Origin of the sequence: Streptomyces sp. Act143, from assembly GCF_003143935.1 — a bacterium.
Taxonomy (GTDB): Bacteria; Actinomycetota; Actinomycetes; order Streptomycetales; family Streptomycetaceae; genus Streptomyces.
Genome location: NZ_QFRX01000001.1, coordinates 6,855,315 through 6,873,044, shown reverse-complemented (window position 1 = coordinate 6,873,044; position 17,730 = coordinate 6,855,315). Strand labels below are relative to the sequence as shown.

Below are 17,730 nucleotides of genomic sequence, written 5' to 3'. Positions count from 1 at the left end.
AAGACAGCCATGATCCGACGCAGAACGCTGCTGACAGCCGCGGGAGGCACCCTCCTCGGCAGCGCCCTGGCGACCGGCACCGCACGGGCGGACGCCACGATCGCCGTCAACCCCGGCACCTCGTACGGCACTTGGGAGGGCTGGGGCACCTCGCTGGCCTGGTGGGCGAACGTGTTCGGCGCCCGGGACGACTTCGCCGACATCTTCTTCACCTCCAAGTCCACCACCTACAACGGCACTTCACTGCCGGGACTCGGCCTGAACATCGCCCGCTACAACCTGGGCGCGTGCAGCTGGAACACGGTGAGCGGCTCGTCGATGGTCGCGTCCCCGAACATCCCCGCGTTCAAGCAGATCGAGGGCTACTGGCAGGACTGGAACAACGAGTCCCCCACGTCCTCCGCCTGGGACTGGACCGCGGACGCCACCCAGCGCGCGATGCTGACGAAGGCGGTGGCCCGCGGCGCGACCACCGAGCTCTTCGCCAACTCCCCGATGTGGTGGATGTGCCTGAACCACAACCCCTCGGGCGCCTCGGACGGCGGCAACAACCTCCAGTCCTGGAACTACCGCCAGCACGCCTCCCACCTCGCCTCGGTCGCCCTGTACGCCAAGAACAACTGGGGCGTGAACTTCGCGACCGTGGACCCCTTCAACGAGCCCTCGTCGTCCTGGTGGACGGCCACCGGCACACAGGAGGGCTGCCACATGGACGCGACGGTCCAGGCGGCCGTACTCCCCTACTTGCGCAGCGAGTTGAACAGCCGGGGCCTGACGGGCGTGAAGATCTCGTCCTCGGACGAGACGAGCTACGACCTGGCCCGCACCACCTGGAACTCCTTCAGCTCGACGACGAAGGGCTACGTCGACCAGGTCAACGTCCACGGCTACCAGGGCTCGGGCGGCCGCCGCGACCTGCTCTACACGGACGTCGTCACGACGGCCGGCAAGAAGCTCTGGAACTCGGAGACGGGCGACAGCGACGGCACCGGCTACACCATGGCCTTCAACCTCCTCTACGACTTCCGCTGGCTGCACCCCACAGCCTGGGTCTACTGGCAGGTCATGGACCCGTCGACGGGCTGGGCGATGATCGCGTACGACGCGGGCACCCTCCAGCCGACCACCATCCAGACGAAGTACTACGTGATGGCTCAGTTCAGCCGTCACATCCGCCCGGGGATGAAGATCCTCGACACGGGCGTGAGCTATGCGACGGCCGCCTACGACGCGACGGCGAAGCGCCTGGTGATCGTGGCCCTCAACACCTCGGCCTCGGCCCAGACCCTGACCTTCGACCTGTCCCGCTTCACGACGGTGACGGGCGGCTCGGGCGGCCTGGTCCCGCGCTGGAACACGGTCACGACGGGCGGCGACAAGTACGCGTCCTACACGAACACGTTCCTGAGCGGCAAGACGGTGGCCGTCCCCTTCGCGGCGAAGGCGGTGCAGACGATCCAGATCGACGGCGTGACCATCTAGCCGCCGCCGGCACGGGCGGGCCAGGGTTGCCCGGTGGGCTGCCCTGGCCTGCAGATATCTCTCCCTCGTCACCGTGCGGCAGTACGGTGTCCCTCATGCGCCCCGACACGCCTGCCGAGAACGTCGACCACACCGCCGAAGCGGCACGCCTGGAGCGAACCGCCGGCCTGTATCCCGAGGACGCCGAGCCCCTGCTCCTGCAGGCCGCCGCCCACCTGGAACTGTCCGGCGACCGCCCCGCGGCGACCACGCTCTACGACCGCCTGCTGGCCTCGCAGACCGGCCTGGAGGAGCCCTTCCTGGTACGGGCCCTCAAGGCCTCGAACCTCTGGGAGTACGGCCACGAGGCCGAGGCCCGGGCCATCATCGACGGCGTCCGCGCCGCGTCCCCCCGGGACCCGGCCCCCTGGGTCATCGTGGCGGAGGCCCTGGAGGCCCACGACGAGCTGGAGCAGGCCCAGGAGACGTTCACGGAGGGAGCCCGCCTCCTCCTGACGGACGTGGCGGAACCCCCGTACTCCACCCACCCCCTCCTCTTCGGCCGCCACCGGGTCCGCCGGATGCTGGGCGCGCCGCACGACGACTGGGACGTACTGGCCGACACCCTCCACACCGCCCCCGGCTCCCCCGGCGCCCAGGTCACCCTGGACGAGCTCCACGACCCGAAGCGGGTCTGGTCCCTGGGCTCGGACAACCCGGCGGAACTGGCCGCGGAGATCTCCCGCCTGCGCGCGGAACTGGGCACCTACCGCGAGGCCCTGTCCCGCCCCTTCCCGGTGGCGGTCCTGCACTGGCCGAAGGCGGAACTGACGGAACTGGTGACGGCGTATCCGGCCCTTTCCGCGGAGTACCCGTCCCACGAGGAGCACCTGGCGACGATAGAGGCCTCGCTGCGGGAGCTGGCGTCCTCCGGCACGCCGAACCTGGGCATCGTCACGGGCACGGTCCCGTCCTACGAGGCGTTCGCGGCGTCGGAGGGAGCCTCCCCGGCGGACAGCGCCCTGCTCCCGCAGTACGCGACGACACTGGCGGCCCGCGGACGAGCGGTGGCTTGGCCGCCGCAGCGGGGGGCGGCTTGCTGGTGCGGGTCGGGGCGGGGGTATGGGGAGTGCCATGGGGAGGGGGCGGCGTAGGGGGCGGCACGGGGGGCGCCTGAACCGGCGCAGCATGCCGGACATGCCCGGGTGACGGGTGACGACCTGCGTAGGCCAAGGTGCCGAGGTCGTCACCCGTCGGTCAGAGACTGCCGGCAGGCCAACGGTCAGAGTCTGTTGAGCAGACCGCCGGTCAGAGAGCGTGAGCAGACCGCCGGTCGGAGACTGTTGAGCAGACCGCCGGTCAAAGACTGTTGAGCAGACCGCCGGTCAAAGACTGTTGAGCAGACCGTCGAGCGGCGCGGGAACCCGATCGGCATCGAGCGCCTCGACGAGAACCCGCCCGTAGCGGATCTTGCGCCCCTTCTTCGTGCCGAGGAAGCGCCTGAACTGCTGCTGAGGAGCGCGCCCCTGCTGCGCGGGCTGACGCAGGAAGATCTCCAGGGCCCGCAGCTCACCCTCCCCCCGGACGAGTTCCTCCACCCGCGTCACACCGAGCGCCCGGATGAGCTCGTCCTCGAGATCGACCGCGCAGACGAAGAATCCGTGCTCCGCCGCCCCGGCCCGCTCAAAGCCACGGACGTAATAGGGCTGCTCCCGCTCATCACACAGCCCCGCAAGCCGAAGCCCGAGCCCGGACGGCCCAAGAAGCCGGGCGAAGCGCCCCACATTCATGGCCCCGCCCATGGACAGGACACAGACCCCCTCGGCCTCCAGATCCCGTCCCCGTCTCTCCGCCAGCGCATTGACGGCGGCGACGTCACTGAGCCCTTCAAGCAGCACGACGACCCGGACAGGCAACAACGCGGCAAGCTCAGCCGCCCGACCGCCGTCGCCACCACCCGCCACCCACACCGCGACCGCGTCCCGGAACGCCTCCATGTCAGCCATGAAACGAGTCTCAGCCACCCCCGGCCGCAGAGCGAGAGAATTTCCCCCGCCCGCAAGCCGCCGAGCCGACCCGGCGTGCAGGCGAGACGCGCCCGCGCCCGCCCGGCCCCGGCCCACCCCCCAGCCGACAGCACTCGCCAACTGACCCCGGCCACCCGCTTTCCCAGGCCGCCCGCTCGCTTCTCCCCCGTGCTGGAGCGGCCCGGGTCAAGGGTGGCCCGCAGGGCCATCGCCGAAGGCGACGCGAAGCGCCCTTGAGGCGGGCCGCTCCAGCACGACACTGACCGAGAAGCGGGCGGCCCCACGGTACTTGACAAGGGGCAGGGGACCCTCTCCTGCTGGCGAAGAACATCAGCGCGTCGGTAGTTACTCAGGTTGAATCGGTGATGTCCGGGCTGTGGTGACGGGTCGTGATCCCTGCGGTACGACGTCTCCGACCACCGGCCTGGACCTTCAGGGCCTGATCGAGACACCGGACATCACCGATTCAACCTGAGTACTGCTGGTCCACAGTCCGTCGATACTGCTATGCCTCGTTACCCATCGAGGGTCGGACCAATCCATGCAAGATGTCCGATCTGGTCCACGAAGCCAGGGTTGGCTCGATGCCGAAATCTGAACAAACGCAAGTTGTCGCACAACTGTCCAAGAAGCGACTCCGGAAGCCCACGGACAGGCATAGACTTCCGTGAGCGCGAAGCGCTCTCGCCTTACGTGTCGCCACCAAGAAGGAGGAATTATGCAGCCCGATGGATCTCCTATTACTGCCACAGAAGCAGAAGAGACTGAGGTATTTGATCCCGAGGAAGACGAAGACGAAGTAGAACTGGGCCCACCATCCGCCGAAGAATCCCTTCGCTACTTCGGTGTCGACTTCGACGTTGAAGGGCTAGTCAGGCGATTCGACCGCAAGGAACTCATTGTTCCGAGGTTTGACCCCGAGGAACCCGATAACAAAGGTACAGGATACTCTGGATTCCAGCGTGCTTTTGTTTGGGGAAAGCGACAGATGGATAGATTCATCGAATCTATCCTACTTGGCTATCCGGTGCCCGGAATATTTCTGGTCGAGCTAAGGAACCGCCAATATCTCGTTCTTGACGGGCAGCAGAGATTGACTACATTGCAGGCCTTCTATAAGGGCGAAGTCGATAAGCCTGACGGCGGGACGCGCCCGTTCACTCTGGAGTACGCTGCCGAGCCATTTAAGGGCAAGAGCTACGAAACCCTGGAACCAGCAGACAGGCGTGTTCTCAACAATGCACTGATCCAGGCTACCGTCACGCTGCCGGTTGGAGAATCAGGAAAGCTCGCCATCTATACGCTCTTCGAGCGCATCAATAGCGGCGGCACACAGCTCAAAGAGCAGCAAATCCGGGTTGCAATCTTTCCCGGTCACGCAACAAAACTAATTCGCAGCATGAATCGCGATGCTAACTGGCGCCTCCTCTTCGGTCCTCGGCATCGAGATCTGCGGGATCAGGAGCTTATCCTCCGCTATCTTTCATTGAAGTCAGTTGCCGAAAAGATGAGAGAAGAAGGCAAGGCAGTCGGCTCCAAGAAATTCACTCCCCCAATGGCCAGCTTCATGTCCGCATACCTTAGCGGTCACGAGGTGATGCCCGATGAAGAGCAAGAGCAGGAGAAGGGAGAGTTCGCAAGTGCCTGCAAGCTTCTCGTAGAGGCAGCTGGGAAGGACGCGCTACGGCGAAATAGGGTAATCAATGCAGCAAGAGCCGACTCTATTCTTGCCGGACTGACTCTCGCCATCCGGGATAACCCTTCCATAGACGCCGCCAAAGTCATGGAAGGACTGGAGAAACTCGAGCGCAACGAAGACTATCTGAGCAGCACCCAAAAGAGCACCTCTCACAGGACAGCGGTTGCTAACCGGCTAGCTGCGTCCCTCAGTGCTTTCGCGGGGCACTGAATGGCTACCAGCAGACGTGAAGCGCGTGTTGAAATCCACAGAATGAAGTCATCACTTGACGCCACCTATAAAAGGTACAAAGAGTCGATCTTAGAGGTCCCAATTGCGGTACAACAGGACTTGCATCTCTATATATGCGTGCGACTTTCCGGATATCTGGAGCAGCTGCTGCATCAAGCAATTAGTGCTTACATATCGGATTCCGCAAGCGGAGCAGCCCGAGACTTCGCACTATCCTGGTTCAAGAATGCGCCTAATCTAAGCCCAGGCGCCCTAGAAAAGCTCGTAGACAGGTTCGGAGAGAAGTGGGGGGCGGAACTAAAAGAGTTCCTAGATCTGGAAAATAACAGGACTTCCCTTGGAACGCTAATAAAGATCAGAAACGATACTGCCCACGGAAGGAGCTATGCTGGAAGTCTGGCTAACGTCAGCTCCTACAAAACTCTAGTGGACGGACTGCACTCCTGGGTTATTGAGCGCTTAATCGATTGATAATTTCCGGGTTGCGGCGCGGCCACCCTGGCGATCACGCCGCCAGGGCAAACCGATAGATCATGCAGCTACAGCGATTTGGTCACAATCTCGACTACACGGCCAGATCGAGGGGCAAATCGCTAATATCTCTGAGGCGCTTCCCCTCAAGTAGCGTATGAAGCATACTCACGGCTTCGTCATTTTGCACGCTGTCAACTGCCCTAATCAGCTCTGGAAGAGCAAAGTGATAGACGGTATCAATATCGCCAGTTCCGAGCGCCAACGAAGCCAGCCGGGAAGGCGAGGGTTCTCCGGTGACCACTGCGATGTGAGGAGTTCGCCCCTTCCGGTTCCGGATTACGTTAAGGGCCTCCGAGCGCGCGTTTTGGGCACGATCGCTACGAAGAGTCCACTTGCACGAAACTATGGCGTGAACGATAGGCCGATCCTGGTTAGCCATCCTAACCACGGAATACTTGCCGAAATCTTCATCCACAAGCTCCTGATCGCGGTTGATGACCTCATCCGGCTCGGGAGATCGTAGTATCAAGACGTCTGGGCTGATCTCATAGGAGTTACCAAGCACCGAAGCCAACGTGCGATCGTTCTCAATTGCATTCGCAAGAGCGGCGAGATGCGCATAGGGCTCGTACTTCGAGATTTGATACTCTGCGCGCGATCCGCCGACGTTCTCAATGCTCCAGCTTCCTGGTCGAAGAGAATGAAACAGAGGGAAGGTCTCTCGCAAAAAGATCTCAACAGCTTCCTCGAATTGTTTTCCAGCTCGTTGCCCCTTGATCTTCTCCGGAATGACCTGCGCAGAAAGTTCCTTGGCAATGCGCAAGGCGATGCCAACGCTCGTCTTTTGACTACTGTCGGCATTAGATGCAACATTACCCGGTGACAAGGAAAGAGTATGCCTGTCGACAAGATTCTTGTGGAATTCAATTCTGGCTTCAGTAAGCGCGGCTGCCATGTAGAAAACCTCTCGCTAGAACATCGGGCTGCTCTGCAGACAGGCGATTGCGATCATTCTTCTCACAGGAACCGGTCTGCGAAGAAAAGAAACCTGCCCGCCTCTCTGTTGGCCTGCTAACAGGATCGAATCCCTTGAGTCGAACCGTCGTGCTGAGGTACCACGATCCAGTCTGATCTCCGCACCACGACGTGACATTGGCATAGGGTGCCCGTCAACACACCTGCAGTAGCAGCACATCCCGCCCCAGAGCTTACTGATCCACATTGAGGAGAGTGGTCGTGTCTGACAACTGGACTCCCCCTCAAGGATCTTGGGCCTCCTCCGCAGCCCGTCGACGCAACATGCAAGCCATCCGGAACAGAGACACCAAGCCAGAATGGCTTATCCGGAGGCTCGTCCACGCCCAAGGCCTGCGCTACCGAGTCGCCGCCAAACCGCTTCCGGGCCTTCGCCGGACCGCAGACATGGTCTTCGGTCCAGCGAAGGTGGCCGTCTTCATCGACGGCTGCTACTGGCACGGCTGCCCCGAGCACTACGTGCCCCCGAAGACCAACCCGGGCTACTGGTCCGACAAGGTAGCCAGGAACATGGCTCGGGACCGGGACACCGACCAACGCCTCGAAGAGGCAGGCTGGACGGTGCTTCGGTTCTGGGAGCACGAGCCCTCGGAGGACTGCGCTGCGCGCATCGCGGAAGAGGTCGAGAAGCGTCGCAGCACTGCCCGGAAGGCAAAGCGTGAAGGCTGATCAGCTCTTTGCCTGATCGCGTTCCCGCGCCGCCTTGAGCACCTCGATGATCGATTCGCCGATGGCCCGCGCTACCGGAGGCGGAAACGCGTTGCCGACCTGCCGGTACTGGGCAGTCTTGCCCCCCGTGAACTCCCAATTCTCCGGGAACCCCTGGATGATTGCGGCCTGTCGCACCGTAAGCATCGGCCCATCAGCCCCAAACAGGTCCCTGTTCTCGGTACCGGTCGGCTGCCCGTTTACGGGCGCGTTAGCCACGCCCATGCCCGAGACTCCCAGCGCTCGCCACGCCTTCTTGGCCCGGCTCGGACCGAGATCGGCGCCCCCGTGCTTCTTGGACCCGCCCACAAGCGTGGGAGCCACGTCCTTGTTGGCTTCTTTCTTCCAGGTGTCAAACACCCGCTGCGCATCAGCAGCCCGGGACCCACCCTTGAAGGGCTTGATGCGCTCCTTCATCGTGTCCTTGAGTGCCTCGTAGACCGTAACTCGCTCGGCGCTCGGCGCGGGAGCTTCGTACTTCAGGTCCTTGAGGACGTCCCTTCGAAAGGCCACGAGGATGGACCGAGGCCGGAGCTGCGGCACGCCGAACTTCTCCGCCTCATACACATTCCAGCCCACAACCTTGTAGCCAGGCAGCCCGTCAGCGCTCGGTTCCATCTCCTCAAGCTGGGCCTGAATCCTTGACCTGTAGTCGTCAAACTTGGCATCCATGAGACCGCGAACGTTTTCGATCATCACGGCTCGGGGACGGACCAGTTCGGCCAGGGCCAGGATGCGCGGGAAGAGATCACGCTCGTCGTCCTCCCCTAGCTGCTTGCCAGCGTGGGAGAACGGCGGGCAGGGCACGCCGCCGGCCAGCAGGTCTACGTCACCTTGGCGATAGAGGCCTGCGCTCTTCTTCAGGTCACGCTCGGGCTCAAACTCCAGCACGTCCTGGCAGAGGACGTCGCAGTTGTCACGCTCCCAGTCCCACTTCGGGTGCACCTCGATGTTCTCGCGCAATGTGGTCGCGGCGTACTTGTCGATCTCAACCAGGGCCAGGTGCCCGAAGCCAGCCTGATGCAGACCGATGGCCTGACCGCCAGCACCCGCGCAGATCTCAATCGACGTGAACTGGGGCTTCCGCACTTCGGCGGCAACGCCCTCTGGTTCCTTCGCGTGGGTCATGTCCCCTCCTAGCAGCCGTACAACGGCAGACACATCTTGCAATCCACCATCACTGAGGGTGACAGACCCCACTGACAACGAGACCTCACCAAGTTTGCAGTACGCCTCGCGGTTCGCTGAACGCACCCTCCGCCACGCCGAACACTCATACGATATTGCTCATGCGGATACCTGCGTGGACCGAGGATGAGCTCGTGCTGGCCGGGGCGCTCGTTGTGAAGAACGGCTGGCGCGAGCTGCGGACCAACCACCGGGAGGTCCGGGAGCTGTCGGAGTTGCTGCGCTCGCTTCCGATTCACAGCCCGGAAGAGCTTGCCCTCCCCGGCTTTCGGTCTCCTGACAGCGTCAGCCGCAAGACCACGGACTTCATGACCAACCACAAGCTCTATCCGGGCAAAGCCACACGCTGCGGCAAGCCCACACTGCTCATGATCGAAGCGTTCACGGCCCGTGAGGCCGAGATGCTCGAAGCCGCCGAGGCCCTTGAGGAAGGCATCGCTTCGGGTGAGTTGCATCGCATCGCCCGGCAGCCGGACGAAGTGGACGAGAACGGCGCGACCGCGATCGAAGGACGCCTTCTCGTCCGCCGGGCCCTGGCGCGTGAGCGGGACCCGAAACTGCGCTCGCTCAAGATCAAGCAAGTTCAGCGCTCTGGACAGCCCCTGCGGTGCGAGATCTGCGGCTTCGATTTCGCCCACGCCTACGGAGATCTGGGCGAGGGCTACATCGAAGTGCATCACGTCACTCCCCTTTACGTCTCCGGCACCCGGGAGACCAAGCTCGACGACCTCGCATGCGTGTGCGCCAACTGCCACCGCATGTGTCACAGGAGCCGTCCCGGAGAATCCTGGCGCACTCCGGACGCTCTTCGGGAGCAGATGCGGAAGTCCGCTCAGGCCGTCGGCCACTAGGCAGCCTCCGCTTCGGCCTCGTAGTGCATCTGAGCGCGGTCGAGCATGTCGTCCGGATCATGGCCGCGGGCCGCGGTCCAGTGAAGCAAGTCCGCAATCAGCTCGACTGCTGACTCCTCTAGGCCGGCCTCAAGTCCGCCATCCCGCAGCCCCGTGGCGCCACTGGCCGCCTGATAATGCTCCAGCGCCCCAGCAGCCCGCTCTACCCGGCGACAGACACGTCCCGCCCCACTCGGGATCTCGCACCACACCGCTTTGCCTGCGGCAGTGATGACGGTGCCCCAGTCCACAGCTAGCGCCGCCAGCAGATGCAGCCCCCGCCCGCACTCCTCGTCACACCCCGCAGACTTGAGCGTCGGCGCCGCCCGGCTCTTGTCGTGGACTTCGAGCCTCAGCACCTCACCGCACCATTCGAGGATCAATGTCGCCGTTGCACCTTCGCCGACGTGCTTGATGACGTTCGTCGCCAGCTCGGTGACGAGCAGCTCCGCCTCCTCGGCCGCAGTCGGCATACCCCATCGGCTCAGCTGCCTGACCGCCGCTCTCCTCAGCAGACGCAGTTCTCCGGGTACCGCCTCGAACGGCAGGACACAGCGCAGTCGGGTCTCGTGAACTTCGTATCCAGGCATGGCCACTGCTCCCTCCCAGCCACGCACATCCCGAACTCGCCGTATCCGTACGGCTGCGCTGCGTAGCTGTTGACGAAAAGAGCATGGCACAGAGAAATCTCTCTGTGTAACTTCTCACGAGAATCCATCGGGTGAATCTGATGGTCGGTCGGCAGGCTCGCTGCCTAGCCTGATGGGGATCTCCGGGCCTGCCCGCCCGGCGTATGGCGAAGGAGCCGCATGGCCGAGCGAACCACCACCCGACGCCGCCAACTTGGCGCGATGATGCGGAAGTTGCGTGCCCGCAAGGGCCTGACTCTGGAGGAGGCCGGGAAGCTCGTCGGCGTATCCAAGGCAACGGTCAGCAGGTACGAGACGCAGGCTGGGCCCGTCAAGTGGATCGTCGTCGATGCGCTGTGCCGGGAGTACGGGGCAACTGAGGCCGAGCGCACGTCCGTTGTCGCTCTCGCCAAGGACGCCAAGCAGCAAGGCTGGTGGAGCTCCTTCGCCGACTCCATTCCGGAGAGCATGAATCTGATGCTCACGCTGGAGGACGAAGCCGTTGGCGAGAACCACTTCGCATGCGTCTACGTCCCCGGGCTCCTGCAGACTCGCGCGTACAGCACGGCACTTCAGCGAGCCAACGAGGTTCCGCTGGAACCGGCCGAGATCGAGCGGCTGGTCGACATCCGCATGAAGCGGCAGGAGATCCTCAATCGGTCGAAGCCCCTGCGTCTCTGGGCGATCCTCGACGAGTCTGTGATCCGTCGCGTCGTCGGGTCAGCCGAGATCATGAAAGAGCAGCTCGGCAGGCTCCTTGAGGCCAATGAGTCGCCGCACATCACACTTCAGGTGCTGCCCTTCGCCAAAGGGGCCCACGCCGCGGCTCTGGGAAGCTTCGTCATCATCGGTGGTGCCGATCCGGGCCTGGACGTGGTCTACGTCGACTTCCACACCGGCTCCCTGCTCCTGGAGAAGGACGAGGAACTGGAGCGCTACAGACTTGCGTTCGAGTATCTCCGCGCACAAGCGTTGGACATGGAAGCCTCATCCGCCATGATCCATCGCGCCCTCAAGGAGCTGTGAATGTCAGCACTCCCTCGGCCCGCCGCCGAGCATGCCTGGTTCAAGTCGTCATACAGCGGCGGTAACGCAACGGAATGCCTGGAAGCCGCGTTCATACCCTCCGGTGTGCTGGTCCGCGATTCCAAGCGGCCCGCGTCACCACACCTCGCGGTCTCGGCGCGAGCATGGGCCAGCTTCCTGGCAGCCACCCGGTGCACGTGCTGATTCACCAGCTCAGACTTGGGGCGTCCCCCCTGCCATCAGGCCTCTGCCGACACGAATGTGGCAGCTCAAAGCCGAGGGTGCAGGATAGACCCATGACAACCAAGGTCTACTTCGACATCACCATCAACGGCGAGCCCGCCGGCCGTATCAACTTCAACCTCTTCGACGACGTCGTCCCGAAGACGGCCGAGAACTTCCGTGCGCTCGCCACCGGCGAGAAGGGCTTCGGCTACGCCGGGTCGTCCTTCCACCGCGTCATCCCCGCCTTCATGCTCCAGGGCGGTGACTTCACCCGGGGCAACGGCACCGGCGGCAAGAGCATCTACGGTGAGAAGTTCGCCGACGAGAACTTCACCCTCAAGCACGACCGGCCGGGCCTGCTGTCCATGGCCAACGCGGGCCCGAACACCAACGGCTCGCAGTTCTTCATCACGACCATCGTGACGGACTGGCTGGACGGCAAGCACGTGGTGTTCGGCGAGGTCGCCGACGAGGACAGCATGAAGCTCGTCAAGAAGATCGAGGCGCTCGGTTCGCGCAGCGGCACGACCTCGGCGAAGATCACCATCTCCGCGTCCGGTCAGCTCTGACACCTGCCCCACCGAACCAGCGAACGGCCGGCGCGTGAGCCATCGCGCCGGCCGTCGCCGTGAGCCGACCCCTGGGAAAACCGGGCGCCTCGCTCACGCGTGCTCGTGGGTGACTCCTCCACCGACGCCGGCAGCATCGCCGTGTGACCGCCCATGGACTGGCCCAGCACGGTCACGCGGGTCAGCCCGCGCTCCGCGATCAACGTCCGCGCCTCCTCGACGTGCGCCGCCCTGCTCACCGTGGGCGGGCGGCGGGTGCTCGGGCCGTGGCCCCGCGCGTCGTACGCGACACCACACAGAAGCCGGCGGCTAGGAGGCCCGGTGTCAGGGCGCCCACTCCCCCAGGTGACCGGCGAGGCCGTGCTGGAGGAGGATCGTGCCCGCCGGCTCCGGAGAGAGCGGGAACTGGTCCCGGTACGCGATGCTCGTGCCGTCCGGCATGGACATCGTCACCTCACCCACGGCGCCCCCTCTGTAGCCGTCCTGTTGCCGGAACTGTGGGCTCCGCCACTGCCGTACAGCGCGGCCGGCTGTTGGACTCGTTCGGCAGTCGATCACACCCGGGGGGCTCGATGGCACTGCTCAGTCTGCTGTTCGTCCTCGTCACCGCGGTCCTCGCCATCGCCCTCGCCGGGTACGGGTTCGGACGCCTCGCCGACCGAGGCGTGCGGCGCTCCGATCCGCGCTCAGATCTGCATTCAGATCGGCGTTCAGATCTGCCCACCCTCCTGCGCGGTCTCGGCGCGCTGTCCGGTGCCGTGGCGGCGGCGCTCTGCGCGTGGGGGCTGCTCATCGTCGTCGGGGCCCTCATGACCGCCCAGGACGGCGGTACGGATTCGGCGCCGCCGCAGTCCTGTCGTACGGCGGGCTGGTGGGAGCGGCATCAGCGGGGTGTCGAGATCGTCGGCTACTCGGTGTCGTACCTACCGCTCGGCTTCGTCTGTGAGACCAGTGACGGCGGGAGTTACGACAACGGGGACGTGCCCTGGTACGTCAATGCCGGTGTCGCGGGGTTCGGGCTCGGCGGGGTGGCCTGCGCCATCGGTTCGGGGTACGTCAGCGAGCTGCGGGCGCGGAGAGGGGCCGCCGGCGGGCTGCCGCCCCGGGCGGAAGGGCGTTCGTAGCGGGGGCTAGCCTCGGGACATATCGAACGTGATCCAGGAGGCAGGCATGGCCAAGGTTCCCAGCGCGGTCGTCGCGGCGAGTGGGCTCGTCGGAGGGTACGGCGTGGCCCGTTGGACCAAGAAGCGGCAGCTCGGCGGTGCCGTGCTGGCCGTGGCCGGGGCCGCGGCGGCGACGCGGTGGCGGCAGCAGGCCGGCGGGAAGGCCGCGGGCGCGCTGACGGCCGCGTACGTCGCCGCGTTCGCGGGGGCGCATCCGCTGGCCAAGAAGGTGGGCGCCTGGCCCGCCGTGTTCGGGATGGCGGGGGCCGTCGCGCTCGCCTCCTGGGCGGTGGCCGACCGGCAGGGCTGAGAGGACAGGGGGTGCGACTCGGTGTCACCGAGCACCGGGTGCGGCTGGGGTCCGTCGAGTACCGGGTGCTGCGCGTCGGCGGGCTGCACCGCGCGCTCTGCTACGACAGTGGGCACTGGCTGAACCTGTGGGTCGACCGGGGTGCCGCCGCCGAGCTGGCCGCGGCCTGGCTGCTGGCCGCCCGGTCGCCCCGGTCGCTCGTTCATCTGCCGCTGCGGCGGCGCGCTGAGCGGCCTGCCGGTGCCGTGCTGCCGGAGCGGCACCTCGCCCGCGATCTGCTTCTGCTGCATCACTCCCTGCAGTTCCCGGCGTCCCGGTGGAAGGAGGTGCGGGGGCGGGCGGGGAGGGCCGGGAGTCCGCACACCGTCGAGTTCCGGCGGGACGATTTCCCCTCGCGCCGCGACCGGGCCGTGCCCGGCACCCATCACGCCGAGTTCCGCGACCGGCTCCGTCTCACCACCGCCGCCGACACCCTCGTACTCAGCGGGAGTGCTCTGCCCTTCGCCGACGCCGCCGCGGACTTCCTCGACCTCGCCGGCACCGGCCCCGGCCGGGACCGGCGGTGGCGGAGTGCGGGCGGGCATGCGTGTGCCGAACTGCATCCCACGTCAGGGCTGTTGGACCGGTCGGTGCCGCTGGTGCATGTCGAGTACTGCCCGGACTGGGAGCCCGTGCCCCGGGAAGGCGCCGAGGCGGGCTCCCCGGAGGGCTAGCTTCGGTGCGTCAGCACGTTCACGACCTTGCCGTTCGGGTCTCGGACGAAGAAGCGTCGTACGCCCCACTCCTCGTCCCGCAGCTCCCGTACGACCTCCGCACCCGACGCCACCACCTGGGCGTAGACCGCGTCCACGTCCTCGACCTCCACGCTCAGGTCGGGGACGACGGGGGCGGTGCGTTCCTCGGTGAAGAAGCTGATCTGGGCGGTGGGGTTGGCGGGGGAGGCGAGGGTGACGATCCAGCCCATGTCCATGGCTTCCCGGAAGCCCAGGAGGCCGTAGAAGTCGCGGCTGGCTCTCATCTCGTTCTCCGACTCGACCTGGAAGTCGGGCATGATCCGGCGGACGGTCATGGGAGCGGCTCCTCACAGTCGCAGCCTGGGCCTCACGAATCCCCGCGGTGCGCGGAGACCAGGTGCTCGCCGCCCTAAGCCTAGGCCGCACGCATGCCCGCCCCCTTCGACGAGGCGCCCACCGCCGCCGTGAGCGGCCGCGCCACGTCCTCCAGCGACCTGCGCTCCGCCCGCACCGCCAGCGCCGCCGCCACCAGCCCCGCCAGGCACATCAGTGTCGCCCCGATCTGGAAGGCGTGGACGGTGTCGGCGACCTTGCCCGTCCCGGTGAGGTCGGCGAACAGGAGCGGGCCGCTGATGCCGCCCGCCGCCGTGCCGAGCGCGTAGAAGAAGGCGATCGACATCGCCCGGGTCTCCATCGGGAAGATCTCCGACACCGTCAGATACGCGCTGGACGCGCCCGCCGAGGCGAAGAACAGCACCGCGCACCAGCACGCCGTCAGCGTCCCGGCGTTCAGCGAGCCCTGCTCGAACAGCCACGCCGTGCCGAAGAGCAGCAGCCCGGACAGCAGGTACGTCGAGGAGATCATGACCCGTCGGCCCACCGTGTCGAACAGCTTGCCCAGCAGCAGCGGGCCCATGAAGTTGCCGATCGCGATGACCGCGAAGTAGTAGCCGGTGCTGCCCGTCGGGACGTCGTAGAACTTGGTCAGGATGGCGCCGAAGCCGAAGGTGATCGCGTTGTAGAGGAACGCCTGGCCTATGAACAGCGAGAACCCGAGAACCGCGCGCTTGCGGTAGTCCGAGAACACCGTCCGGGCGATCTCCATGAAGCTCACGCTCCGCCGCTGGTGGATGGTGATCTCGCCCTCCGGCCGGGCCAGCCGCTCCCCCTTCTCCGCCGCCACCTGCTCCTCGATCGACGTGACGATCCGTTCCGCCTCCTCGTCCCTGCCGTGGATCAGCAGCCAGCGTGGGCTCTCCGGGACGTGGCGGCGTACGAGAAGGATCACCAGGGCCAGGACCGCGCCCAGCGCGAACGTCAGGCGCCAGCCCACGTCCTTCGGCAGGACCGAGGTGTCGAGCGCGACGATCGACAGCAGGGAGCCGCCCACCGCACCCAGCCAGAAGCTGCCGTTGATCATCAGGTCCACCCGGCCCCGGTACTGCGCCGGGATCAGCTCGTCGATCGCCGAGTTGATCGCCGCGTACTCGCCGCCGATGCCGAAGCCGGTCAGGAAGCGGAACGCGAAGAACCACCAGGTGGAGAAGGAGACGGCGGTCAGGGCGGTCGCCGCCAGGTACACCGCCAGCGTGATCATGAAGAGCTTCTTGCGGCCCCATTTGTCGGTCAGACGGCCCCAGAAGAGGGCGCCCGAGCAGGCGCCCGCCACGTACAGCGCCGCCGCCAGGCCGGTCACCTCGCCGGAGGTGATCGGCAGGCCGCTGCCCGGCTCGGACAGGCGGCCCGCGATATTGCCGACGACCGTCACCTCCAGGCCGTCGAGAATCCATACGGTGCCGAGTCCGATGACGATCGTCCAGTGCCAGCGGGACCATGGGAGACGGTCCAGGCGGGCGGGGATGTTCGTCGTGACGGTACGGCCGGTCGCGGCCTGGTCTGCGGTGGTCATGGGCTCCCTCCTCGTCGAGGCGAACCTCGCCCGAGTGCCCTGGACCAGCGGTTCTACGCCCCCAGCGCCCGCGACACCGTGTAGATCAGCAGCCCCACCAGCGACCCCACCACCGTGCCGTTGATCCGGATGAACTGCAGGTCACGGCCGATGTGCGCCTCGATCTTCCGGGTGGTGTGCTCGGCGTCCCAGCCGGCGACGGTGTCGGTGATCAAGGACGTGATCTCGTGCCGGTAGGTGGTCACGACGTACACCGCCGCGCCCTCCACCCAGCCGTCCACCTTCTCCTGCAACCGCGGCTCGACCGCCATCCGCGCCCCGAGCGACAGCAGCGACGCCCGCACCCGTAGCCGCAGCTCGCTGCGCTCGTCCTCGGCGGCCGAGACGATCATGGACCGGACGGCGGTCCAGGCGGACGCGATGAGGTCCTGGACCTCGCCGCGGCCCAGCACCTCGCCCTTGAGCCGCTCGACGCGCGCGCGGGTGTCCGTGTCGGACTGGAGGTCGGAGGCGAAGTCCGTCAGGAAGCGGTCCAGGGCGCCGCGCGCCGGGTGCGAGGGCATGTCCCGCATCTCCGTCACGAAGCGCAGCAGCTCCTTGTAGACGCGTTCGCCGACCTTCTTGTCGACGAACCGCGGGGTCCAGCCGGGTGCGCCGCCCTGTACGGCGTCCATGACCTGTTCGTCGTGGAGGATCAGCCAGTCGTGCGCCCTGGCCACGACCAGGTCGACGACCCTGCGGTGGCCGCCGTCGGCGACGACCTTGTCCAGCATCTTGCCGATGCCGGGCGCGATCTCCTGCGCGTCGGCCCGCCGGGTGATCGCCTCGCCGACGACCGCCTGGACGTCGGAGTCCCGAAGGACCGTCAGGGCGCCGCGCAGCGCGGCCGACAGCTCGGCCGTGACACGGTCGGCGTGCTCGGGTTCGGCGAGCCAGGCGCCGAGCCGGCTGCCGATGCCGACGGCGCGCAGGCGCCCGCGTACGACGTCCTCGGAGAGGAAGTTCTCGCCGACGAACTCGCCCAGGGACACCCCGAGCTGGTCCTTCTTGGTGGGGATGATCGCGGTGTGCGGGATCGGGAGGCCGAGGGGGCGGCGGAACAGCGCCGTCACCGCGAACCAGTCCGCCATCGCGCCGACCATGCCCGCCTCCGCGGCGGCGGCGACATAGCCCGCCCAGGCGCCCGCGCCCGCTTCGGAGGCCCACTTGGCGAGGACGTACACGAGCGCGACGAACAGCAGCAGCCCGGTGGCGGTGAGCTTCATGCGGCGTACGCCGCGCTGCTTCTCCTCGTCGGCCGCGCTGAACGTGTTCATCGCGCGGGCGGCGGGCCTGCCCGCCGTGTGGTTACCGGCGGTGGCCGGGCGGGCATGCTGACTCACGTCAACGGCATCCGTTTCATCCGGATTAGCGCGTTCCATCACGTCCCATCCACTCCGCCCGTTGTGATCC

21 protein-coding genes are annotated in these 17,730 nt (G+C 66.0%); 12 read left to right on the top strand and 9 right to left on the bottom strand.

Annotated features, from left to right (window positions below; all coding sequences use genetic code 11):
- Positions 1-9 precede the first annotated feature (9 nt).
- Positions 10-1,482, top strand: coding sequence for a beta-1,6-galactanase (locus DI272_RS31475; protein WP_109498564.1), 1,473 nt, complete (start codon positions 10-12; stop codon positions 1,480-1,482).
- A gap of 95 nt (positions 1,483-1,577) precedes the next feature.
- A complete protein-coding gene (locus tag DI272_RS31470; protein ID WP_109498563.1) occupies positions 1,578-2,615 on the top strand; it encodes an SEC-C domain-containing protein in 1,038 nt (345 codons plus the stop codon).
- A gap of 231 nt (positions 2,616-2,846) precedes the next feature.
- Here DI272_RS31470 and DI272_RS31465 read toward each other — a convergent pair whose 3' ends face one another.
- On the bottom strand, positions 2,847-3,467 hold the full coding sequence (locus DI272_RS31465) for a TOPRIM nucleotidyl transferase/hydrolase domain-containing protein (RefSeq protein ID WP_109498562.1): 621 nt from the start codon (positions 3,465-3,467) through the stop codon (positions 2,847-2,849).
- Positions 3,468-4,206: 739 nt separating this feature from the next.
- Here DI272_RS31465 and DI272_RS31460 point away from each other — a divergent pair.
- Complete coding sequence (locus tag DI272_RS31460) at positions 4,207-5,397, top strand: DUF262 domain-containing protein (protein WP_109498561.1); 1,191 nt, start codon at positions 4,207-4,209, stop codon at positions 5,395-5,397.
- A complete protein-coding gene (locus tag DI272_RS44280) occupies positions 5,398-5,889 on the top strand; it encodes a HEPN domain-containing protein (RefSeq protein WP_146238409.1) in 492 nt (163 codons plus the stop codon). It abuts the gene before it with no gap.
- 94 nt (positions 5,890-5,983) lie between these two features.
- On the opposite strand, the gene DI272_RS31455 is transcribed toward DI272_RS44280, so the two are convergent.
- Entirely contained in the window at positions 5,984-6,847 is an 864-nt protein-coding gene (locus tag DI272_RS31455) for an NgoMIV family type II restriction endonuclease (protein ID WP_109498560.1), read from the bottom strand.
- 281 nt (positions 6,848-7,128) lie between these two features.
- Between DI272_RS31455 and DI272_RS31450 the strand changes: the two genes are divergently transcribed.
- On the top strand, positions 7,129-7,596 hold the full coding sequence (locus DI272_RS31450; protein WP_258314742.1) for a very short patch repair endonuclease: 468 nt from the start codon (positions 7,129-7,131) through the stop codon (positions 7,594-7,596).
- Here the strand turns inward: DI272_RS31450 and DI272_RS31445 are convergent, their stop codons facing one another.
- Entirely contained in the window at positions 7,597-8,763 is a 1,167-nt protein-coding gene (locus tag DI272_RS31445; RefSeq protein ID WP_109498558.1) for a DNA cytosine methyltransferase, read from the bottom strand.
- 161 nt (positions 8,764-8,924) lie between these two features.
- On the opposite strand from DI272_RS31445, the gene DI272_RS31440 reads away from it, so the two are divergent.
- Complete coding sequence (locus DI272_RS31440) at positions 8,925-9,674, top strand: HNH endonuclease (RefSeq protein WP_109501149.1); 750 nt, start codon at positions 8,925-8,927, stop codon at positions 9,672-9,674.
- On the opposite strand, the gene DI272_RS31435 is transcribed toward DI272_RS31440, so the two are convergent.
- Positions 9,671-10,303, bottom strand: a complete 633-nt coding sequence (locus DI272_RS31435) for an ATP-binding protein (RefSeq protein ID WP_109498557.1) — start codon at positions 10,301-10,303, stop codon at positions 9,671-9,673. The genes DI272_RS31440 and DI272_RS31435 overlap by 4 nt on opposite strands.
- A gap of 219 nt (positions 10,304-10,522) precedes the next feature.
- Here DI272_RS31435 and DI272_RS31430 point away from each other — a divergent pair, with 219 nt between their 5' ends.
- From DI272_RS31430 to DI272_RS31420, 3 genes are all read left to right on the top strand, one after another.
- Complete coding sequence (locus tag DI272_RS31430) at positions 10,523-11,368, top strand: helix-turn-helix transcriptional regulator (protein ID WP_109498556.1); 846 nt, start codon at positions 10,523-10,525, stop codon at positions 11,366-11,368.
- A complete protein-coding gene (locus tag DI272_RS31425) occupies positions 11,369-11,572 on the top strand; it encodes a DUF397 domain-containing protein (protein WP_109498555.1) in 204 nt (67 codons plus the stop codon). It begins immediately after the preceding gene.
- A 92-nt stretch (positions 11,573-11,664) separates the two neighbouring features.
- On the top strand, positions 11,665-12,162 hold the full coding sequence (locus tag DI272_RS31420; RefSeq protein WP_109498554.1) for a peptidylprolyl isomerase: 498 nt from the start codon (positions 11,665-11,667) through the stop codon (positions 12,160-12,162).
- Here the strand turns inward: DI272_RS31420 and DI272_RS45660 are convergent.
- Both DI272_RS45660 and DI272_RS45655 read right to left on the bottom strand, forming a co-directional pair.
- Positions 12,153-12,401, bottom strand: coding sequence for an alpha/beta fold hydrolase (locus DI272_RS45660; protein ID WP_258314741.1), 249 nt, complete (start codon positions 12,399-12,401; stop codon positions 12,153-12,155). The genes DI272_RS31420 and DI272_RS45660 overlap by 10 nt on opposite strands.
- 85 nt (positions 12,402-12,486) lie before the next feature.
- Positions 12,487-12,624 carry a hypothetical protein gene (locus DI272_RS45655; protein WP_181387375.1) on the bottom strand — a complete coding sequence of 46 codons (138 nt, stop codon included), beginning with the start codon at positions 12,622-12,624 and terminating at the stop codon, positions 12,487-12,489.
- A gap of 110 nt (positions 12,625-12,734) precedes the next feature.
- On the opposite strand from DI272_RS45655, the gene DI272_RS31410 reads away from it, so the two are divergent.
- Genes DI272_RS31410 through DI272_RS31400 form a run of 3 tightly spaced genes read left to right on the top strand, consistent with a single transcriptional unit; the run spans position 12,735 to position 14,348 of the window.
- Positions 12,735-13,286 carry a hypothetical protein gene (locus DI272_RS31410; RefSeq protein ID WP_109498552.1) on the top strand — a complete coding sequence of 184 codons (552 nt, stop codon included), beginning with the start codon at positions 12,735-12,737 and terminating at the stop codon, positions 13,284-13,286.
- A gap of 46 nt (positions 13,287-13,332) precedes the next feature.
- The gene (locus DI272_RS31405) at positions 13,333-13,635 is read left to right on the top strand and encodes a hypothetical protein (protein ID WP_109498551.1); all 303 of its coding nucleotides are present in this window, start codon (positions 13,333-13,335) and stop codon (positions 13,633-13,635) included.
- 11 nt (positions 13,636-13,646) lie between these two features.
- Positions 13,647-14,348, top strand: coding sequence for a hypothetical protein (locus DI272_RS31400; RefSeq protein ID WP_109498550.1), 702 nt, complete (start codon positions 13,647-13,649; stop codon positions 14,346-14,348).
- Here DI272_RS31400 and DI272_RS31395 read toward each other — a convergent pair.
- The 3 genes from DI272_RS31395 to DI272_RS31385 all read right to left on the bottom strand — a co-directional run bounded on the left by DI272_RS31395 (position 14,345) and on the right by DI272_RS31385 (position 17,699).
- Positions 14,345-14,704, bottom strand: a complete 360-nt coding sequence (locus DI272_RS31395; protein WP_109498549.1) for a VOC family protein — start codon at positions 14,702-14,704, stop codon at positions 14,345-14,347. The genes DI272_RS31400 and DI272_RS31395 overlap by 4 nt on opposite strands.
- Positions 14,705-14,784: 80 nt before the next feature.
- Complete coding sequence (locus tag DI272_RS31390) at positions 14,785-16,278, bottom strand: MFS transporter (protein ID WP_109498548.1); 1,494 nt, start codon at positions 16,276-16,278, stop codon at positions 14,785-14,787.
- Between the two features lie 53 nt (positions 16,279-16,331).
- Positions 16,332-17,699 (bottom strand): DUF445 domain-containing protein, encoded by a 1,368-nt coding sequence (locus DI272_RS31385; protein WP_375138081.1) that lies wholly within the window; start codon positions 17,697-17,699, stop codon positions 16,332-16,334.
- Positions 17,700-17,730: the final 31 nt, after the last annotated feature.